General features: G+C 29.5%; 20 protein-coding genes and 1 tRNA gene. 6 read left to right on the plus strand and 15 right to left on the minus strand.

Going from position 1 to position 20,191, the window contains the following annotated elements:
• The first annotated feature begins 286 nt into the window (after nucleotides 1-286).
• A complete protein-coding gene (locus tag B5E92_RS09065) occupies nucleotides 287-1,144 on the plus strand; it encodes an aminoglycoside phosphotransferase family protein (RefSeq protein WP_087301470.1) in 858 nt (285 codons plus the stop codon).
• A gap of 178 nt (nucleotides 1,145-1,322) precedes the next feature.
• On the opposite strand, the gene B5E92_RS09070 is transcribed toward B5E92_RS09065, so the two are convergent.
• From B5E92_RS09070 to B5E92_RS09105, 8 genes are all read right to left on the minus strand, one after another.
• Nucleotides 1,323-1,399, minus strand: a tRNA-Arg gene (locus tag B5E92_RS09070).
• Between the two features lie 58 nt (nucleotides 1,400-1,457).
• Nucleotides 1,458-1,925, minus strand: coding sequence for a metallophosphoesterase (locus B5E92_RS09075; RefSeq protein WP_087301472.1), 468 nt, complete (start codon nucleotides 1,923-1,925; stop codon nucleotides 1,458-1,460).
• A gap of 52 nt (nucleotides 1,926-1,977) precedes the next feature.
• A complete protein-coding gene (locus B5E92_RS09080; protein ID WP_143357577.1) occupies nucleotides 1,978-2,889 on the minus strand; it encodes a GerMN domain-containing protein in 912 nt (303 codons plus the stop codon).
• Between the two features lie 84 nt (nucleotides 2,890-2,973).
• Nucleotides 2,974-4,137, minus strand: coding sequence for a M15 family metallopeptidase (locus B5E92_RS09085; protein ID WP_239406440.1), 1,164 nt, complete (start codon nucleotides 4,135-4,137; stop codon nucleotides 2,974-2,976).
• A gap of 304 nt (nucleotides 4,138-4,441) precedes the next feature.
• Complete coding sequence (locus B5E92_RS09090; RefSeq protein ID WP_087301476.1) at nucleotides 4,442-4,645, minus strand: LuxR C-terminal-related transcriptional regulator; 204 nt, start codon at nucleotides 4,643-4,645, stop codon at nucleotides 4,442-4,444.
• Nucleotides 4,646-4,686: 41 nt separating this feature from the next.
• Nucleotides 4,687-6,453 carry an excinuclease ABC subunit UvrC gene (gene uvrC, locus B5E92_RS09095; protein ID WP_087301478.1) on the minus strand — a complete coding sequence of 589 codons (1,767 nt, stop codon included), beginning with the start codon at nucleotides 6,451-6,453 and terminating at the stop codon, nucleotides 4,687-4,689.
• Nucleotides 6,453-8,765 (minus strand): endonuclease MutS2, encoded by a 2,313-nt coding sequence (locus tag B5E92_RS09100; protein ID WP_087301480.1) that lies wholly within the window; start codon nucleotides 8,763-8,765, stop codon nucleotides 6,453-6,455. Before B5E92_RS09100 ends, uvrC begins: the two co-directional genes overlap by 1 nt.
• Nucleotides 8,766-8,767: 2 nt before the next feature.
• Nucleotides 8,768-9,580: a CvpA family protein gene (locus B5E92_RS09105; protein WP_087301482.1), complete on the minus strand. Its 813-nt coding sequence runs from the start codon at nucleotides 9,578-9,580 to the stop codon at nucleotides 8,768-8,770.
• A 110-nt stretch (nucleotides 9,581-9,690) separates the two neighbouring features.
• On the opposite strand from B5E92_RS09105, the gene rnhC reads away from it, so the two are divergent.
• Nucleotides 9,691-10,446, plus strand: a complete 756-nt coding sequence (gene rnhC, locus B5E92_RS09110; protein WP_087301485.1) for a ribonuclease HIII — start codon at nucleotides 9,691-9,693, stop codon at nucleotides 10,444-10,446.
• A gap of 79 nt (nucleotides 10,447-10,525) precedes the next feature.
• Here rnhC and B5E92_RS09115 read toward each other — a convergent pair whose 3' ends face one another.
• The 5 genes from B5E92_RS09115 to B5E92_RS09135 form a co-directional block, all read right to left on the minus strand.
• The gene (locus B5E92_RS09115) at nucleotides 10,526-11,083 is read right to left on the minus strand and encodes a GNAT family N-acetyltransferase (RefSeq protein WP_087301487.1); all 558 of its coding nucleotides are present in this window, start codon (nucleotides 11,081-11,083) and stop codon (nucleotides 10,526-10,528) included.
• Between the two features lie 69 nt (nucleotides 11,084-11,152).
• Nucleotides 11,153-11,620 carry a dCMP deaminase family protein gene (locus tag B5E92_RS09120; RefSeq protein WP_087301489.1) on the minus strand — a complete coding sequence of 156 codons (468 nt, stop codon included), beginning with the start codon at nucleotides 11,618-11,620 and terminating at the stop codon, nucleotides 11,153-11,155.
• Complete coding sequence (locus tag B5E92_RS09125) at nucleotides 11,610-12,533, minus strand: RluA family pseudouridine synthase (protein WP_087301491.1); 924 nt, start codon at nucleotides 12,531-12,533, stop codon at nucleotides 11,610-11,612. Before B5E92_RS09125 ends, B5E92_RS09120 begins: the two co-directional genes overlap by 11 nt.
• Nucleotides 12,520-13,005, minus strand: coding sequence for a signal peptidase II (gene lspA / locus B5E92_RS09130; protein WP_087301493.1), 486 nt, complete (start codon nucleotides 13,003-13,005; stop codon nucleotides 12,520-12,522). Before lspA ends, B5E92_RS09125 begins: the two co-directional genes overlap by 14 nt.
• Before the next feature lie 119 nt (nucleotides 13,006-13,124).
• A complete protein-coding gene (locus tag B5E92_RS09135; protein ID WP_087301495.1) occupies nucleotides 13,125-13,781 on the minus strand; it encodes a hemolysin III family protein in 657 nt (218 codons plus the stop codon).
• A gap of 127 nt (nucleotides 13,782-13,908) precedes the next feature.
• Between B5E92_RS09135 and B5E92_RS09140 the strand changes: the two genes are divergently transcribed.
• From B5E92_RS09140 to B5E92_RS09155, 4 genes are read left to right on the plus strand one after another with little or no spacing between them, the layout of a single operon-like run.
• On the plus strand, nucleotides 13,909-14,460 hold the full coding sequence (locus B5E92_RS09140) for a DUF1836 domain-containing protein (protein WP_087301497.1): 552 nt from the start codon (nucleotides 13,909-13,911) through the stop codon (nucleotides 14,458-14,460).
• A 56-nt stretch (nucleotides 14,461-14,516) separates the two neighbouring features.
• Nucleotides 14,517-15,407, plus strand: coding sequence for a methylenetetrahydrofolate reductase [NAD(P)H] (metF, locus tag B5E92_RS09145; protein ID WP_087301499.1), 891 nt, complete (start codon nucleotides 14,517-14,519; stop codon nucleotides 15,405-15,407).
• A complete protein-coding gene (locus B5E92_RS09150; RefSeq protein WP_087301501.1) occupies nucleotides 15,400-16,032 on the plus strand; it encodes a vitamin B12 dependent methionine synthase in 633 nt (210 codons plus the stop codon). Before metF ends, B5E92_RS09150 begins: the two co-directional genes overlap by 8 nt.
• The gene (locus B5E92_RS09155) at nucleotides 16,014-18,374 is read left to right on the plus strand and encodes a homocysteine S-methyltransferase family protein (protein WP_087301503.1); all 2,361 of its coding nucleotides are present in this window, start codon (nucleotides 16,014-16,016) and stop codon (nucleotides 18,372-18,374) included. The genes B5E92_RS09150 and B5E92_RS09155 overlap by 19 nt, the downstream gene beginning before the upstream one ends.
• Before the next feature lie 35 nt (nucleotides 18,375-18,409).
• Here the strand turns inward: B5E92_RS09155 and B5E92_RS09160 are convergent, their stop codons facing one another.
• On the minus strand, nucleotides 18,410-18,691 hold the full coding sequence (locus B5E92_RS09160; protein ID WP_087301505.1) for a ParB N-terminal domain-containing protein: 282 nt from the start codon (nucleotides 18,689-18,691) through the stop codon (nucleotides 18,410-18,412).
• A gap of 6 nt (nucleotides 18,692-18,697) precedes the next feature.
• Nucleotides 18,698-20,074 carry a UDP-N-acetylmuramoyl-L-alanyl-D-glutamate--2,6-diaminopimelate ligase gene (locus tag B5E92_RS09165; RefSeq protein ID WP_087301507.1) on the minus strand — a complete coding sequence of 459 codons (1,377 nt, stop codon included), beginning with the start codon at nucleotides 20,072-20,074 and terminating at the stop codon, nucleotides 18,698-18,700.
• Between the last annotated feature and the right edge of the window lie 117 nt (nucleotides 20,075-20,191).

Consider the following 20,191-nt stretch of genomic DNA (forward strand, 5'->3'; position numbering starts at 1 on the left):
TATTCAATATAATTCACTCCTTTACAGGAAAGAATTATATCAAAAAAGATTACCCTGATTAATGCAAAGTGTAACCACTTATCTGCAACAATTTGGGTAATCTTATTTTAACTTTTATACTAAATAAGTAAAATTTGTTCTCCCCAATTGGCATTATGCTGATTGGGGTTTATTTTTTAGTGATTCCTTATATTTTGAATTAATATTCATATATAAAAATCACCCTCCATTGTATAACAACAAAAAGAATGATAGACTATAAAAAATATTTTAAAGGAGTTAGATTATGGAAATATCAGTAGCGATACCTAAAAAATTAATTAAAGAACAATTCCCTCAATGGCAAGAATTAAAAATTTATCCGGTTGCTAAAAGTGGTCATGATAACCGTACTTTCCATTTAGGAAATACGATGTCAATCCGCCTGCCTAGTGGTCACGAATATGCTAAACAAGTTGAAAAAGAAAATCGCTGGTTACCCTATTTACAAGAACATCTTGATTATCCAATTTCAAAACCAATTGCTATCGGTAAACCAACTAGCTATTTTCCCTTCCCTTGGTCAATCAACCAATGGATTGAAGGTAACACTTTGTTTGAATGTCCTAATATTAATCAAAAACAGCTTGCAAAAGAATTAGCCACTGCCTTAAAAAAATTACAAATGATTGATTGTTGCAACGGACCAGAAGCCGGCCAGCATAATTTTTTTCGAGGTGGTGATTTAAAAGTATATGAAGACCAGACTTTAAAAGCATTAAAGATTTTAGAAAATCGTCTACCAGTTAAACAGCTTAAAAATATCTGGGATACTTGTACTTCAAAAAAATATACCGAAAAAAATGTTTGGGTTCATGGTGATATTGCTCCTGGGAATATTTTAATTCAAAACAACTCTTTTCATGGAATAATTGATTTTGGGATATTAGGTACTGGAGACCCTGCATGTGATTATGCTATGGCTTGGACATACTTTAATAAAGAAGCCAGAAAAATATTTTTAGCAAATTTACCTAGTGATATGATAAATCGAGCAAAAGGCTGGGCTTTATGGAAAGCATTGATTACATATGATGATGAAAATATAGATTTTAAACAAAATGCTCGTCATACGATTAATGTAATCTTAAATGAAGAACTATGATTACCTAAAAATGCAAAAGCAAGAAATCTAAAAAAAGATTATCTTGCTTTTTTATTAAAAATATAATTTTTAATATCTTAAAAAATACTTATATGTAAAACTAATAAATTACAAAATAAAAACCCTTGATTAACACCAAGGGTTTCAAGAGATTTTATCAATCTCATTATTTTTTAAATGGCGTCCACGAAGGGATTCGAACCCCTGACCGCACGCTTAGAAGGCGTGTGCTCTATCCAGCTGAGCTACGTAGACCTCTCTTTCCTGACTGCTCATATATAATAGCATATCTAAAAGAGAAGTGCAAGTGTTTTTAGAAAAAAATTTGTTTAAATTTTACATCTATTTTACCATCGTCGACATTTATCACACAATACATCTTATCACTGCCGCGTCTAGGTAAAGTTGTCGAACCAGGATTAATCAAATAAAAACCAGATTCTTCTTCAAATTGAGGAACATGCGTATGACCAGATAACAACACATCACAATAATGCCGTTTCAAATCATCAACCATTGCTTCTTTACGATTATAATAACCATAACGATGTCCATGAGTTACTAAAAACCGCACCCCTTCAATTTCAAAAACAGCTTCTTCATCATAAGGGTAAAACCAGTCATTATTACCTCGAACAACAACCCAGCCTTCAAGTAATTCTGGTTCTGCCTCACTATCACCACAATGAACATATACATCACCATCAGGTTCTAAATCTCTTACTTCTTCAATTGCCCGATGATAACCATGGCTATCTGACATTACTACTATCTTTTTCACTTTCATCACCTAAACAACATTATACACAATCAGTCAAAAAAAAGAAATCATATTATATTTTTATTCGATTATCAACTTCACCATTAACATCTTCAACTGGTAAAATTTCCTGATCATCAATAAAAATCGAAACACTTTCAACATTATCAAGATGATTAGCTGACTTAACGATACGATTATATAAGGTATTATCTATCGATTCATTATCATTTAAAATATTTGGTGCTAGATGAATCGTTAATACCCCTTCTTGCAACGAGCAGCTATCTACTAAACTTAGCGGTTTATCATACTCGATTTCTTCTAACATCAAAGCAACTTTTGTATCTATATCGGTAGCATTTGTTTCTACTCTTTTTGTAATTGGAACATAATATTCTTTATTATTTATTTTTTTAGTATTATAAACTACTACTGGCGTTGTTTTATAAATATAATTCGTAGATGATTCAAAATTATTTATGCCTAAATTATCAGTAATACAGCTAGTAGGTATCGTACTATTAGGAATTTCACTTATATCATTACCATTTATTTTTAAATTAACTTTTTTAACACCATCAACACAAAATACATAAGAAAACATTTCTAAAATATCTAATGCTTCCTGATTATTATTTACATATAAATGATCACTTAAATCAAATGTTAATGAATTTTCATTTAAAGAAATAGCATTTACTTGTAAATTGGAATCTAAAATAGGATATAATCCTAAATATTCATAATCGGTTGATTTCATCACTTCAATCATATTTCTATATTTTGTATCATCTTCCATTTCCCTAGCAAAATCAACTGTTATAGGAACTAATGTATCTTGTTTATCTTTAAAAACAACAGTTTGATAATTTGGATCATTTGTGTTAGCTGTTTTTTCTTTTTCATTATTATTTTTCAAATAAACAAAACTAGCCGCAGCACAAATACCGATAGCAAAAATTATTAAAAGCTTTTTCTTCATTTCTGGTCACCCCATTATAATCATATGAACTATCGATTTTAAAATGATTATTTTAAATAAAAAAACGAGCCAATCAAGCTCGTTTTATTCATTAACATTTAAATTATTATATTCTTCTAAACATAAGTTCTGCTGATGCATAGTTGTTGCTACTTCAACACCGACGTATCTAAATATCGTTGGACTAAATTCATGACCAGTTATGATTGTTTTATCAGCCGGATAACGAAGAACAAATCCGTATTCATAACTATGATTTAATAGCCATTGATAAATTTCTGTTTCCACAAAATCTTCAACACTAATTTCTAATTGTTGCAATGTAACAGTATTACCTAATTGGAATTCGTTATATCCAGCAACTACCCCACGATCTTCTAAAGTAGCTACATCATAACCAACATAGGCTTTTGTTAAAATCATTCCACTACCACATTCTTGATAACAAGCCCGATACATTTCCAATAAATGATTAAATGTTTCTTCTTGTAAATACATAGAATAATTTGTTCTTGGAATACCTAATGTAGTAACAAGATTTTTCGGTTCATAGCCACCAATATATGTTGTATTATTAACCACTAATGTTGGCTCACTTGGATTATAAATCCTTTGAGCATTTGGCTGTAATTCAGTATTGAACAACGTTGCCAATGATGTTTTAGTAAAATTAGCGCTTAATTCCTTAACCTGATCATATAAATCATCATCATTTAAGTCTTCATCTTCTTGCATGATTTGAATATATTTATTTGTATCACTAATATAGCTATAATCACTTTCATCGTATATTGAACGAATTAACTGATAATAATCAATATTATCAAAATCAAAAGAATCTTGATTAATATAAGCTAAAACCAGATCATTATGAACTAGCGTATCACAATATGAAATAGCATCATTACCATAAGCTACTTCTAATTTATTAGCTAACTGATTGGCTACTGAAATCAATTCATCATAATTACTATATTTTTTAGTTTTATCTAACGCATTATAAAATTGATAATATTCTAGATTAAACTCTGAATAAGTAATATATTTAATAAACTCATTTACAGGAATAGCATTTTCGATTAAATATTCTTGTTCCTGTTCATCTAAATACATCTCTATTAAAGCACGATTATCATTGTTAATTCCATTAACACGATAAAAACGATCATATTTACAATTAATGGCAACAAAAGATATTACAAAACACAATGTAACAATTATATATAAATGTCCTTTTCTAAGTTTCATAAAATCACCCTTATTCAATCATATTAAAACTATATTTAAAAAATCTACATTATTAATATAACCACTAATCTATATATTAAATAACAATTACAACCTATTTTAGCATATTTCCCCAAAAAACGCCATGACTATATATTTTATCAAAAATTTATATAGAATGGAAAGTTTAATTCCACATCTAATATAAAGCCTTAATCACTGATTTATATGTAAAACAATAATCAAAACCCGTTTTAGTATATTCCTTAAAAACACCATGACTATAGATATTATAAATATTTTACATAACAAAAAAGGAATTAGCCTATAATTCTAATTCCTTAAATCTAATCAACTCAAAAACCGCTTGAATTCGTGAATCAACCCCTAATTTTTGGATCACATTAGAAATGTGATTACGAACTGTTTTTTCACTTATCCCTAATGTTTTAGCAATTTCTTTAGTAGACTGATTTTTTACAAGCAAATCAAAAATTTCCTTTTCCCTTGGGGTCAGGATAATATTCATCATCAATTCACCTCATATTATAATATATGAGAATTTTGTTTTTAAGTGTCATCTTTTAGTACATTGAACAGATTTACTGCTACGTCTTTTGGCAATAGTTCTTCAAGCTGTTGTAAGCTTGCTTCTTTTAAACGTTTAACGCTACCAAATTTACGTAATAAAAGTTTTTTTCGTTTAGGACCAATGCCTTCAACATCATCTAATATCGACTGAAACAGCGATTTAGAACGAACATTTTTATGGAAACTAATAGCATAACGATGCACTTCATCTTGCATTCTAGTAAGCAAAAAGAATAATTCACTTTTACGATCAATTTTAACCTCATTACCATCACTGTCTAATAACATCGAAGTAGAATGCCGATCATCTTTAGCTAACCCACATACTTTTATATTTAAATTTAAACCATCTATTACTTCTTTAGCTACCTTGATCTGCCCTTTACCACCATCGACAATTATTAAATCCGGTCTTTCTAATCCTTCCATCAATACTCGATAGTAGCGACGATATATTACTTCTTTCATACTGGCATAATCATCAGGTCCTTCAACGGTTTTAATTTTAAATTTACGATAATCTTTTTTTGATGGAACTCCATCTTTAAAACATACCATCCCAGCTACCGCATAAGCTCCTTGAATATTTGAGTTGTCAAACAACTCAATTCTTCTAGGTAATGGAATATCCAATAGCTGTCCTAATTGCTTGATAGCACCAATTGTTGCTGCTTCGTTTTTTTGAATCAGCAAAAACTTCTTTTCTAACTGCTCTTTAGCATTTTCATTAGCCATTTCCACTAGACTAGCTTTATTTCCTTTTTGAGGCTTGATTATTTTACATGTAATAATCTCCTTCAACAAATCAACATCCAAATCTTTAGGTACTAATAATTCTTTAGGTTCAGTATTTTCTTGATAAAAACTTACTAAAAACGAAATAATCTGTTCTTGAAAATCATCTTGTAACGGAACCAGATTTAAATCACGAGCCAATAATTTTCCATTTCGCATGAAAAACAATTGCAAACATAAATATCCCTTATCATGATAGTAACCAACAATATCCCGGTCAACCAAATCATTGAATTGGACATGCTGTTTACTTGTAACATGTTGAATATGCGCAATCAAGTCCCGACATTCTTTGGCCAGTTCATAATTTTGAACTTCACTGGCAGCCATCATTTTATCAGTTAAACTATTAATAACTTCTTTAGTATCACCTTGAATAAATTTAGTAATTCCTGATGTTATTTCTTTATAAACTGCTTCATCGACTTCTTGTAAACAAGGAGCTACACATTGATTTAACGAATAATATAAACATGGCTTTTTAGGAATATGATTACATTTACGCAACGGAAATAAACGATTTAATAATTTAAAGGTCTCTCTAGCTGCTGTTCCATCAGGAAATGGTCCAAAGTGTTTATGTTTTTTATCCTGGGCATTACGAACAATTCTTAAACGCGGATTTTTCTCTCTAGTTAATTGAATATAAGGATAATATTTATTATCCATAAAAGAGATATTATACTTTGGAGAATAATCTTTAATTAAATTGATTTCCAATAGCAATGCTTCTTTTTCAGAATCAGTTACAATATAATCAAAATCAACAATTTCCTGGACTAATTTTGTCGTTTTATAATTATGAGCCCCAACAAAATAAGAAGATACCCTATTTTTAAGTTTCTTTGCTTTCCCTACATAAATAACTTCATTATTTTTATCCTTCATTAAATAACAACCAGGTTGTAACGGTAATAATGAAAGTTTATCTTTAATCATCTGACGATCCATTATTCAAAATATACTAGAGTTGCCCCTAGTCCTCCTTCATTAGGACCACCATCGCGATAACTAACAACATTTTTATTTTTTTTCAACAATTGTCGCACTCCATTTCGTAATGCTCCAGTTCCCATACCATGAATTATTCTTACCATAGAATAATTATTGACTAAAGCATTATCTAAGAATTTATCAACATTACGCATAGCTTCTTCATAGCGTTGACCAATAATATTAATTTCTACACTTTGATTTGATGTTTTACGAACTGCTTTAAGATTAGATCTTACTTTTTTAGGTTTAACTTTTTTTGATACAAACATTACTTCTTCAGGTTTAGCATTAACTTTTAAACCGCTCATATCAATAGTTAAAACCCCTTTTTTATTAATTGATAGAATTTCACCTTGACGATTTGCTGATAAAACCTTAACAACATCACCAACCTGGTAATCACGTTTTTCATTATTTATTTCCTTTTTCTCTTCATGTTTTAATAAATCAAGGTTTCTTTTAGCATCGATAACAACATGTGGTTTGATCGTTGAACTTTTCTTTAAATCTTCAACAACAATATCAATTTCCTGTTTTGCTTCTTCCAATAGTTGATTAGCCTGCTTTTTAGCATCTTGTAACATCTTATCTTTTTGCTTTTCATAGTTTTCAATTAAACGCTGATACCGTTTTTGGTTAGCTTCTGTTTCCTTAGTCAGCTCTTCTAACTGATCTTTTTGTAACTGCACAGCTGTTAATTCATCGTGTAGTTTTTCCATTAGTTTTTCAGTATCTGTTAAGCTTTCTTCTTTAATTTTAAAAGCCATATCAACAATTTCTGGTTTTAACCCTAATCTTCTTGAAATTTCGATTGCATAAGAGTTACCAACACTACCGGCAATTAATCGATATGTTGGTCGCATCTTTTCTTGATCAAACTCAACTGCAGCAACTAAAATTGAATCTTCATTTTTAGCAAATTCTTTTAATCCAGAATAATGGGTAGAAGCTAAAACAATTGGATTAATTTGTTTTAAATATCTTAAAATAGCCTCAGCAATACTTTGACCCTCATGAGGATCTGTTCCCGAACCTACTTCATCTAATAAAACTAATGATTTTTCAGTAACTTGATTAGTAATTTCCACTAATCGTTTCATATGACTAGAAAAAGTTGATAATGATTGTTCAATTGACTGTTCATCACCCAAATCAACACAAATCTGGTCAAATAATGGTACTGTTGCTTGTAAACAAGGTACCGCCATTGCACATAATGACATTAAACTTAAAAGTCCAGCAGTTTTTAAAACAACAGTTTTACCCCCAGTATTTGAACCACTAATTAATAAAGTTCGTTTAGGTGGCGCTAAAACAATATCGTTAGCAACGATCTTATCTTGATCTATTAATGGATGGCGGGCTTTTTTTAAACTCAATGTTTCATAGCTAGTTACTACTTCTGGTACTATAGCGTCTAATTTAATACCATAATTTGCTTTAGCAAAAATCACATCAAGAGCTACCATTAATTCTTGATCTTCATATAAACAATCATAATTTTCTTTGACGGCAACTGAAAGCATCTTTAAAATCCGCTGTACTTCGCGTCTTTCTTCTTCTTTAACATTAACAAGTTGATTATTCATTTGGACAATTACATCTGGTTCAATAAACATTGTTTGTCCACTAGAAGAAACAGCATGAACAATTCCCTTAACATTATTTCGATTACCTGCTTTAACTGGTAAAACTAAATGATTATTACGACTAGAAATATTTTCCTGACTTAAATAATCTTTATTAGCACTTTTGATTTGTTCAATCCGGCTACGAATATTAGTTTCTATTGAAATTATTTGTCGTCGTAACTGTTTTAATTTTGGACTGGCACTATCTAATACATTTCCACTGCTATCAATACAACGATTAATGCTATCTAATAATTGTTTTGGTAAAATCAATTGTTGACAAAATTGAAATAACTCGTCATCATCTAATTCTTTATCATCTAAGTATTCTTTAATTTCTTTAACATTATTTAATAAATAAACTATTGCGACAAACTCATCGCCAAATAATGTTCCATCTTTATTGGCCTTATTTAAATAAGGTTTAATATCTACAAAAGAACCAATTGGTAAGCGACCATATTTATAGACCAGACGAATTGCCTGATCTAAATACTTTTGTTCCAATAATAAATCATCATAATCGCTAAATGGCATAATTTTCAATACTTGTTCTTTAGCCAAATCACTTGCACAATATTCACTTATTCTTTTTTTTATCTGATTAAATTCTAAAGTATCATATATATCTTTCATTTTTATCCACTCACTACCATTTTATTTAAAACTCTACTTTGATCAAACTCAACCATATTTAACTTATTTAATAACTCAACTGTCTGATTATATTGTTCACTATTAACCACTATTGGTGTTTGGACCTGATCATAATAGCGATATAATATATCTGCAAGATACTCTTGATCATTCAAGCCCCAATCATAAGCTGTTGTAAGCGAAGTAATAATTGAATTCATTGAATCACTATCAAAACTATCATTATTTAAACCATCATTAATTATTTGATCAATAACATTATTACCATCACTTAATTTTTTTACCTCTTCGCTAAGCGTTGGTACTAATTCTAATATCTTATTTGCAATAATAGTATTTTCAACTGCTTCTTTACCACCAGGAACAATCGGTGTAATAATGAAAACTAAAGCTAAATAAATCAAAATTAAACTTTCAACTAGATTAAAAATTGACCCTAAAAGACCATCTAGCTTTCTTAATAATCCTATTGTATCAATTATTCCTTTTAATAAAGGAATAATAATTTTTCCAATAAAAGCAAAAATAATTTTTAAAACAATTAAAAGAATAATAAAAATTAAAAATCGATTAATCATCTCGCCAATACCTTGGCCGATTCCCTGTACTTCATAAATCTTAAAAATAACTGCTAGATAGCTTGATAGATATAAAGCTACAATCAAAGAAACAACCGTTGACGCTAAACGATAAGCACTATAAACAAAACCTTTAATATAACCAAAGATTACCATTAATAAAATAATTAGTGCAATAATTATATCAATGAAAATCGGATTTATCACAAAATTCATGGAAACACCTCAATTTCTTTTAGTATACATTGTATCAAAACAAATTTGTACTGTCAAAAATATTAAAAACATGTTATAATAATATTAGGACTAGGAGGCAAGTGAAGAACATGAATGTAGAAAAAAATAATTCAAAAAGAATAAGTGTTATTAATATGCATGCTTACGATAAACTTGCGACTCTTCCCTACTCTGGTACGGTCGATCATCACTATGTAAATATTAGTCATATTGCTTGCGATGAAACTGGTTCTGGTGATTTCTTTGGACCTCTATGCGTGGTTTCTTGTTACGTTGATGAACGCGATTACGACTGGCTATTGAGTGTCGGAGTACGCGATCCCAAAGAAATGGATAATAAAGAGTTAGTGCAAGTAGCAAAAGAAATTAAAGATCGAATTATTTACAGTCTTTTAATTCTTGATAATTCTCATTACAATGCAATGGTTAAAGCTGGTAATAATTTAGCTAACATTAAAGCCAAATTATATAATCAAGCAGTGACAAATGTAATGCAAAAAATCGGAATGCCGGTTGAAGATAAATTAGTAAATCAATTCGTGTCACCAAAAACTTATTATAATTATCTAAAAAGCGAAGTCATTGTTGTTAAAGATTTAAAATTCTTACAAAAAGGTGAAGAAAATTATCTTGGTATCGCTTGTTCAATTATCTTATCTAGATATGCTTACTTGCAATATTTTAATAATATGTCACGTAGTTTAAAGATGAGATTACCTCGTGGTAATAGTAATAGTGTTGATGCCATAGCTATTGAGGTAGCAAAAAAATATGGTCCAAAAATGCTTAACAAAGTTACTAAAACGAATATGACAAATTATAAAAGGATTAAGGATTTAATTTAGGATAACTGGGTTATCCTTTTTTATTATGTCCTTTTAATAATATGATAAAAAGAAATCTGTAAAAAAACAGATTTCCAGCTTACTCGCTATTGTTATAAAGTACATTTAAAACAGTTTTTTTATCAACACCATATCTAGTACGATGAATTACGTTTTTATAAAAAGTAAATCCCATTTTCTCATTTACTCTTTTTGAACGACTGTTTTCTAAAAAATAACCACAACACAAAAAATCAAACTGTAACTCTTTAAAACAATAATCAATTACACAAGCAACCGCTTCACTCATAATGCCCTTGCCCCAATAATCTTTATTTAAAACATATCCAATTTCTCTTCCTTTTAAATTATCAAAAGAACTATCTAAATCATCGTGACAATATTCTAAACCAATTGACCCAATAACTTTATTATTTTCCTGATATACAATCGCTAAAGTTTTTCTTTCTTCAATAAACGTTTTTAAAATCATCTGGCTTTCTTCAATATTTTGATGATGTAACCAGCCAGCCATTTCCCCTACTCCTTCTACACGAGCATATTCATAAAAATCTTCAACGTCATCTTCTTGCCAAGGTCGTAGTATCAAACGTTTAGTTTTTAAATATGTTTGACTTAAATCTATTTTCGCATTCATTTTATCTCTCCAATATATAATAAAAAAATACGGAAATTAACTTATGATAAGTCAATTTCCTGATATAAGCTATTTAACTTCAATAGTAAATGGCGCTACTTTAGTATATTTTACTCCAGCTGCATCTAACATTCTTTTTGCTGCTCGATCACTATCAGTTCCACTATATTTATCATCTTCATAAATTATTTCACTAATACCACTTTGAATAATTGCCTTAACACATTCGTGACATGGAAATAATGATACATAAATTTTACAACCTTTTAAATTAGACGTACTATTTAAAATAGCATTTAACTCAGCATGAACAACATATGGATATTTAGTATCATAAAGATCCCCTTCTCTAACTTCCCATGGAAATTCATCATCTTCACAACCCCAAGGTAAGCCATTATAACCAACTCCAACAATTTTATTTTCCTGATTAACAATACAAGCTCCTACTTGAGTATTAGGATCTTTAGAACGAAAAGCCGATAATTTAGCTACTCCCATAAAATACTCAGTCCAATTGATGACTCTATTTTGCATATTCCATTTCCTCCTGAAGTTGAATTAATTTTTGTTTAAAGTATTCAGGCAACTCGCTTTCAAATTCCATATATTTATTTGTTGTTGGATGAATGAATCCTAATTTTTTAGCATGTAAAAATTGTCCATAAGTCTGATCATCTTTACGCCAGCCATATTTAGGATCACCATAAACTGGATAACCGATATAACTCATATGTACCCTGATTTGATGAGTTCGTCCAGTTTCCAAACGACATTCAATCAAACTCATTGAGCGATAACGTCTTAAAACCGTAAAATTCGTTACAGCCCGTTTACTATTATGCATAGTAACAGCCATTTTTTGACGATCTTTACTATCACGACCAATTGGTGCATCAACTTTACCATGTTGATGAGGAATTAAACCATGAACTAAAGCAATATAACTTCTAGTCATATCATGATTTCTTAATTGTTGTGATAACATTCGATGAGCATGATCATTTTTGGCAACAACTAACAAACCACTCGTTTCCTTATCAATACGATGAACAATACCTGGTCGATTAACACCATTGATTCCTGATAAATCATCACAATGATAAAGCAGTGCGTTAACTAGAGTACCATGAACGATACCAGGCGAAGGATGAACGATCATCCCCGATGGTTTATCTACAACTATAATATCGTTATCTTCATAAACTATATTTAAAGGTATATTTTCCGGTTCCAAATCTAAATCAGTATTATCAACAACTATGATTTCAATTTGATCACCAATTTTTATTTTATAACTTGGTTTTTCCATTTTTTGATTAACTAATACAAGTCCGTGATTTATCATTTCCTGTATCCTAGTTCGAGAAAATTCCGGCATTTTTTTTGCAACGATCTTATCTAATCGCCAATTGGCATTTTCTTCAACTACAATATTAATTTTTTCCATGTATATACTCCTCAAAAATAATTTCAATAATAATTAATGCTACTCCGATAACAACTGCCATATCGGCAATATTAAAAATCGGGAAATTATAATTAAAAATAATTACATCAATAAAATCTCGAACATAGCCAAAAAATACCCGGTCAATTAAATTTCCTAATAACCCAGCAAAAACCAAAACTAAACCAAAACGAGTTAATACTTCTTCTTTTTTAGTTTTTCTAAAATATATAATCATAACCACTGCTGCTATTAAAGCAACTAAAATAAAAAGTGCTAAGTGACCTGCAAACATCCCCCAGGCAACACCTGTATTTTGAGCATAGGTAAAATAAAACAAGCCATCAATTATCTCATGTGACTGTCCTAATTGCATTGATGAAGATATTAGATGTTTTGTAAACTGATCTCCCCCAAGAACCACAAACATCGTAATTAAATATATTATCTTATCTCTTTTACTTAATTTCATTATTTATATCACCCAAAAATATTATACAATAATTGAAAACTAACCACAAGAAAAAGCAGGTTTCCTCTTTATTAAAAAGGTCCCTTGATAAAAAAGGAACCTCTAATCATTTAATTATTTTACAATAATACATAAAAGAAAATAGCAACAAAATGGAAAGCTGATCCAATCATTACAAAAATATGAAATAATTCATGGAAACCAAAATTTTTAAACCAGTTAGGCTTTTTCAAAATATAAATAATAGCCCCGATCGTATAACTAACACCACCACAAGCAATTAAAGCCAAACATCCTAATGGTATTTTTGAAAATGCAGGAAAATCAAAAATTACTGCCCAGCCCATTAATAAATAAAATAGTGTTGATAAAAATCTAGGTGCATTTATCCAAAAAAGCTTTATTAAAATACCAATTGCTGCAATTGACCAGATAACTATCAAAAAATAAATACTATGAGGATAATCTAGATATGTTAAACATATTGGTGTATATGTTCCAGCAATCAAAACATAGATCATTGCATGATCCATTTTTCTTAAAAATTGTTTTATTTTATTATTTTCATTACCATTAAAATAATGATAAATACTACTAGCACTATATAACGCTACTGATGATAAACCAAAAACTGTAATCCCTACTTTAGTTAAAGATGGAGAATTTTCAACTGCTGCAACGATCATCATAATAATCAAGGCAACCAGTGATAATATAGCCCCAATAAAATGCGTTTCACTACTTATTGGATCCATTGCTTTTTTAAATATTTTCATATCAAAACCTCCTTATGTAGTTTTAAATACTACATTATGTATCTATAATATCACTAATATTATCTATGTCAACCACATCTTGAAGATATTTAAAAATTAAGCTACAATTATTTCGAGGTGACTAATTATGGAACAAAAGGATTTTAAAACAATAATCACACAATCACTCAATAAAAGTGATTTAAAAACTCAGGATATACCAGAATTAGATTTATATATGGATCAAATAATGACTTTATTTGAAAACAATCTAAGCGACAATAAAAGATTCAAAGATGATAAATTACTTACTAAAACAATGATCAATAATTATTCTAAAGCTGGCGTTATTAAACCGGTTAAAGGAAAAAAATATACTAAAGAACAAATAATTGGCATGTTAATAATCTATAATTTAAAAAACACAATTACAATTCAAGAAATTAAACAATTATTATCACCAATATATGAACAAGATCAAGATTTAGAAGCAATCTATGATCAATTTATCACTCTCAAAAAAACTCAAAGTGAAGCATTAAATACATTTTTAAATCAAATCATTTCTGATTATGATCTCAACCTTGATAATCATAACAATCGCTTATTGACTGTATTAGCTTTAGCATCACTTTCTAATCAAATAACCAGTATTATTCAAGGAATTATTGACAACGATAATCCAGATGAAGATAGTTGACGAAAATCAAGCTATTTTTTATAATATACCTAATTTATTAAATGGGGGTTATACAAATGAAAATTATTGATATGTTATTAAAAAAACCGACTTTGTCTTTTGAAATTTTTCCACCAAAAAATCATGATGGCGACATTTCATCAATTTATAAAACAATAGATGAATTATCAGCATTAAAACCTGATTTTATATCAGTAACTTATGGTGCTGGGGGATCAACAACTGAACATACTGTTGAAATTGCTTCTAAAATTAAAAATCAATACGGTATTGAAGCAGTAGCTCATTTAAGCTGTATTGATGCTACATCAAAACAACTAACAAAAATATTAAATGAACTAAAAGATAATAATATTCAAAACATTCTAGCTTTACGTGGTGACTACCCTAAAGATTACGATCCTAAAACTGCACCACACGAATTTAAATATGCTAGTGAATTAAATACATTTATCAACAAAAATTATCCTGATACATTTTGTTTAAGTGGAGCTTGTTATCCTGAAGTACATCAAGAAGCAGTTTCCTTAGAAGCCGACTTAGAAGCATTAAAGAAAAAAGTTGATTCAGGAGCACAATATTTAATTACTCAATTATTCTATGACAATAACTATTATTATCGTCTTGTTCGTGAAGCACGTTTAAAAGGAATTAATGTTCCAATTATCGCTGGAATTATGCCTGCAACTAATGCGCGCTCATTATTAAATATCGCTAAATTAAGCGGTGGTAATATTCCTTATAATCTTTCTGCTTCTTTAGAACGTTTCCGTAATAATCCAAAAGCAATGAAAGAAGTAGGATTAAATTATGCTACTAATCAAATTATTGATTTAATTACTAATGGTGTTGATGGTATCCATCTATATACAATGAATCGTCCTGAAATAGCTAAAGAAATATTGATGAGAACTAATAATATATTTGCGGAATTTAAAAATGATTAAAGAAAATGCTTTAAAATACTTAGGTTATCAAAATCAAAAACTTGATCAACAAACTAATTTGTTATTAGATCAGGAATTAGAAGAACTTAAACAGTTCTCATTTAAATACATGTATAAAATCTATACCTTATCTAAACAGCCTTTAAAAATTAAAGAATTAGATTTGAACATAGATTATCCTGATTTAATTGATTTATTTGACTCATGCAATCAAGTTGTTGTTATGGCATGTACACTAGGAATTGATTTAGATCGAAAATTAAAGTATTACTCAGTTATTGATGTAACTAGAATGACAATATTAGATGCTCTTGCAAGCAGCTATCTTGAATATAAAGCTGATGAATTTGAAAAACAGCAAAATTTTGGTAAACGTACTTTTCGATTTTGTCCTGGTTATGGTAATGTGCCATTAGAACTTAATCATCAATTAGCTAGCGCTCTACAATGTGATAAACATATTGGTCTAACTGTTTTACCCAATGATTTATTATTACCTCAAAAATCAATGATTGGTTTAATTGGTATTGGTGATGATAAAATTAAAAAACATTGTTTTTCATGTAAACTTAAAGATAATTGTAATTATCGGAAAAGAGGTCAAAGATGTTACAAGAACGATTAAAAAAAGAAATATTAGTATTTGATGGTGCCATGGGGACCCAATTACAAGAAGCCGGCTTAAAAGCTGGTGAAATTCCAGAATGTTTAAATATTACTCATCCTGAATTAATCCAATCTATTCATCAAAAATACTTAAATGCTGGTGCTGACTTTATTACAACTAATACTTTTGGTGCCAATGCTTTAAAAATGAAAGATGTTAACTATAGTTTAAAAGAAATAATTGAAGCAGCAATCGATAATGCTAAAGCAGCTCAAAAAAATACCAATCGTCAAAATAATAGTTATATTGCTTTAGACATTGGTCCTATTGGTCAATTATTAGAGCCAATGGGTACTTTATCATTTGACCAGGCTTATGAAATTATCAAAGAACAAGTATTGCTCGCTAAAGATAAGGTTGATTTAGTTTTATTAGAAACAATGACTGATATATATGAAGTTAAAGCTGGGGTTTTGGCTGTTAAAGAAAATAGTGATTTACCAGTCTTTGTTACTATGACTTATGAAACTAACCAGCGAACTCTTTCAGGCTGCGATCCTGTTACAATGGTCAATATTCTTGAAGGATTAAATGTTGATGCTTTAGGTATAAACTGTTCATTAGGGCCAGTGGAATTAACACCGATTATTAATGAAGTCTTAAAAACAGCCTCATTACCGGTTATTTTACAACCAAATGCTGGTTTACCATGTTTAGTTGCTGGTAAAACCTGCTACAACATGGATAGCGATACATTCGTTGCTGAAAGTATTAAACATGTCAAAAATGGTGTCCGCATTATTGGTGGTTGTTGTGGAACAACACCAGAATTTATCGCTAAATTAAAAAAAGCAATACCAGCCAAACCAGTTATTACTACTCCAGTTAAAGCTACTAGAGTATCTAGTGGCAGCAAAACTGTTGAATTTGGTCATCATGTTGTTGTTTGTGGTGAACGTTTAAATCCAACCGGAAAGAAAAAATTGAAAGAAGCTTTAAAACAGCAGCGCTATGATGAATTAGTTATCGAAGCTATTAAACAAGATCAGGCTAAGGCTCATGTTCTTGATGTAAATGTTGGTTTGCCAGGAATTGATGAAGTAGCAACAATGAAACATGTAATCAAGCTATTACAAGAAGTTATTTCTTTACCATTACAAATTGATAGTTCTAATGCACAAGCAATTGAACAAGCATGTCGTTATTATAATGGTAAACCATTAATAAACTCTGTAAATGGTAAGACTGAAACCATGGAAGCTATTTTCCCAATCGTTAAAAAATACGGTGGTGTTGTTATTGGTTTAACATTAGATGAAAATGGTATTCCACCTAAAGCTAAAGATCGTCTGGAAATCGCTAAAAAAATTATCAAAACTGCTGCTAAATATGGAATTAGTAAAGAAAATATAATTATTGACTGTTTAGTTTTGACGGTCTCTGCTCAACAAAAAGAAGTAATGGAAACAATTAAAGCTGTTAGAATGGTTAAAGAAGAATTAGGTGTTCATACCGTATTAGGCGTTAGCAATGTTTCTTTTGGGCTTCCTAATCGACCACTTTTAAATAAAACCTTTTTAACTATGGCTATGGCAGCTGGATTAGACTTACCAATAATTAATCCTTTAGATAAAGAACTAATGGATGCTATTGATGCTTTCAATGTTTTATATAATTATGATCAAGATGCTACTATTTATATTCAAAATCAATCTAATCAAACTGTTACTTCTATAAAAAATACAACTGATTTTACATTAGAAGATATTATTATTCGTGGTTTAAAAGATGAAGTAAAAACAGCTACAAAAAAACAATTAGAAACTAAAGATGGTCTAGAAATTATCAATAACATTTTAATTCCTGCTTTAGATAAAGTAGGAAAACAATATGAAAATAATACAATTTTTTTACCACAGTTAATTCAAGCTGCTGAAACTTCAAAAATTGCTTTTGGTGTAATCAAAGATACTTTTAAAGAAACAACAGCTACTAAAGGTCCAGTAATTATGGCAACTGTCCATGGTGATATTCATGATATTGGTAAAAATATCGTTAAAGTAGTATTAGAAAGTTATGGTTATAAAATCATCGATTTAGGAAAAGATGTACCACCTGAAACAGTTGTTGATGCTTTCTATCAATATCATCCTAAAGCAATCGGTTTAAGTGCTTTAATGACAACTACTGTTGCTTCAATGGAAAAAACGATTGCAATGTTGAAAAAGATTGATAATATGTGTCCGATTTTTGTTGGCGGTGCTGTCTTAACTGCTGATTATGCTAAAGAAATCAACGCCGATTATTATTCAAAAGATGCTATGGATGCTGTTGAATTATTAAATCGTATCATTGATTAAAATTATAAATTAAAAGACGAGGAGTCCCCTCGTCTTTAATGCATATTACGACTGCGCCAGCAATCATTAGAACGCAAATCACCATTATTAATAATTATAACATTAATTTTCCGCCGTTTATCATATAAAACAGGATCTTCAATACTAGCAATAGCACTTAATCTTTTATGACCATCTTGACAATAATATTGGCCATTTTCGTATCTTACTTTAACTGGAATCGATAAGCCAATTCGTTTTACTGACGATAATAAACTATCTGAATATTCCTTTTTTTGATATTGAATATCATTAATATCTAACTGATGAATTCTCATATCTAGCTACTTTCCTGATTTGATTGCAAGATACTTAGCTACTTCTTCTTGATCACTAAAATGATGTTTTCCTTCTTTAGTAATTTGATAATCTTCGTGTCCTTTTCCTAAAATCATCAACACATCATTACCTTTTAATAAATCAATTCCCTGACGAATTGCTTTAACACGATCAACTTCTACTACATAATTATCATTTGTAAGCGAAGCAGTAATATCATCAAGAATCTTTAAAGGATCTTCGCTTCGAGGATTGTCACTAGTAAAAATAACATAATCACTATTTTCAACAGCTATTTTACCCATTATAGGTCGTTTTAAAGGATCGCGATCACCACCACAACCAATAATTGTAATAATTTTACCTGCTTTAAATTCATGAGCACTTCTTAAGACATTTAAAACTGCATCAGGGGTATGGGCAAAATCAACAAAAATACTGTTAGTGCCATACTTGATAAGTTCCATTCGTCCTGCTGGTGCCTTTAATTCTTCATTTAATTGTAAAATATCTTCTATTTTAAAACCTAAACAATGAACTAATAACAAGGCAATTAAATAATTATAAACATTATAACGGCCAACCATATTTAATGATGTTTTATATTCATTGCCTTGATAGTTAAATTTAAAGCTAGTTCCTAAATGACTGAAAGTAATTTTTTCAATTAATAAATCCCCTTCATTAGCACTAATAATAATATTGTTATTATTATCTAAAACAAAGTGTTGATAATGAAGATCATCACCATTGATAACTGCAACTTTGTTATTACGTGTTTTTTTAAACAATTTTTGTTTAGCATTAGCATAGTTTTCTAAAGTTTTATGATAATCTAAGTGATCTTGCGTCAAATTAGTAAAAGCAACTTCATCAAATTCTAGTCCATAGATTCTTTCCATATCTAAAGCATGTGAACTTACTTCCATAACAAAATATTCTACACCATGATCTTTAGCTTCTAATAACATATTATATAGTACATCAACATCTGGAGTTGTATTAACCATTGGCTTTTTAACATCACCATAATAAAAACCAACTGTTCCCATATAAGCTACTTTTTGCCCTAACATTTTTAAAATCTGATAAATCATTAAACATGTAGTTGTTTTTCCATTAGTCCCTGTTAATCCAATTAATTTCATATCTTTAATTAATGGATAATAATTTTTATATAAATATTCTTTTAAATATTCTCGAGTACTTTCAACTATCATTGTCTCAACACTATACTTTCCATGTTCAGCAATTATTTTAATCGCTCCATTTTTTATAGCTTGTTCAATATAATCATGTCCATCTCTTACAACATTAGGAATAGCGATAAATGTATCACCTGGTTTTACTTTTCTTGAATCTGTTTTTAATGCAACTTCCACAATTTCCACCTCATTTATCTTTATTGTATTATAAAATGTCTAAAAAACTGTAATGTTTTTTATTTATAAACATCTTGTTTACACTCGCTAATTATATCATGATAATAATTGTAATTT

The sequence above is a fragment of the Erysipelatoclostridium sp. An15 genome, assembly GCF_002160675.1.
GTDB lineage: Bacteria > Bacillota_I > Bacilli_A > Erysipelotrichales > Coprobacillaceae > Thomasclavelia > Thomasclavelia merdavium.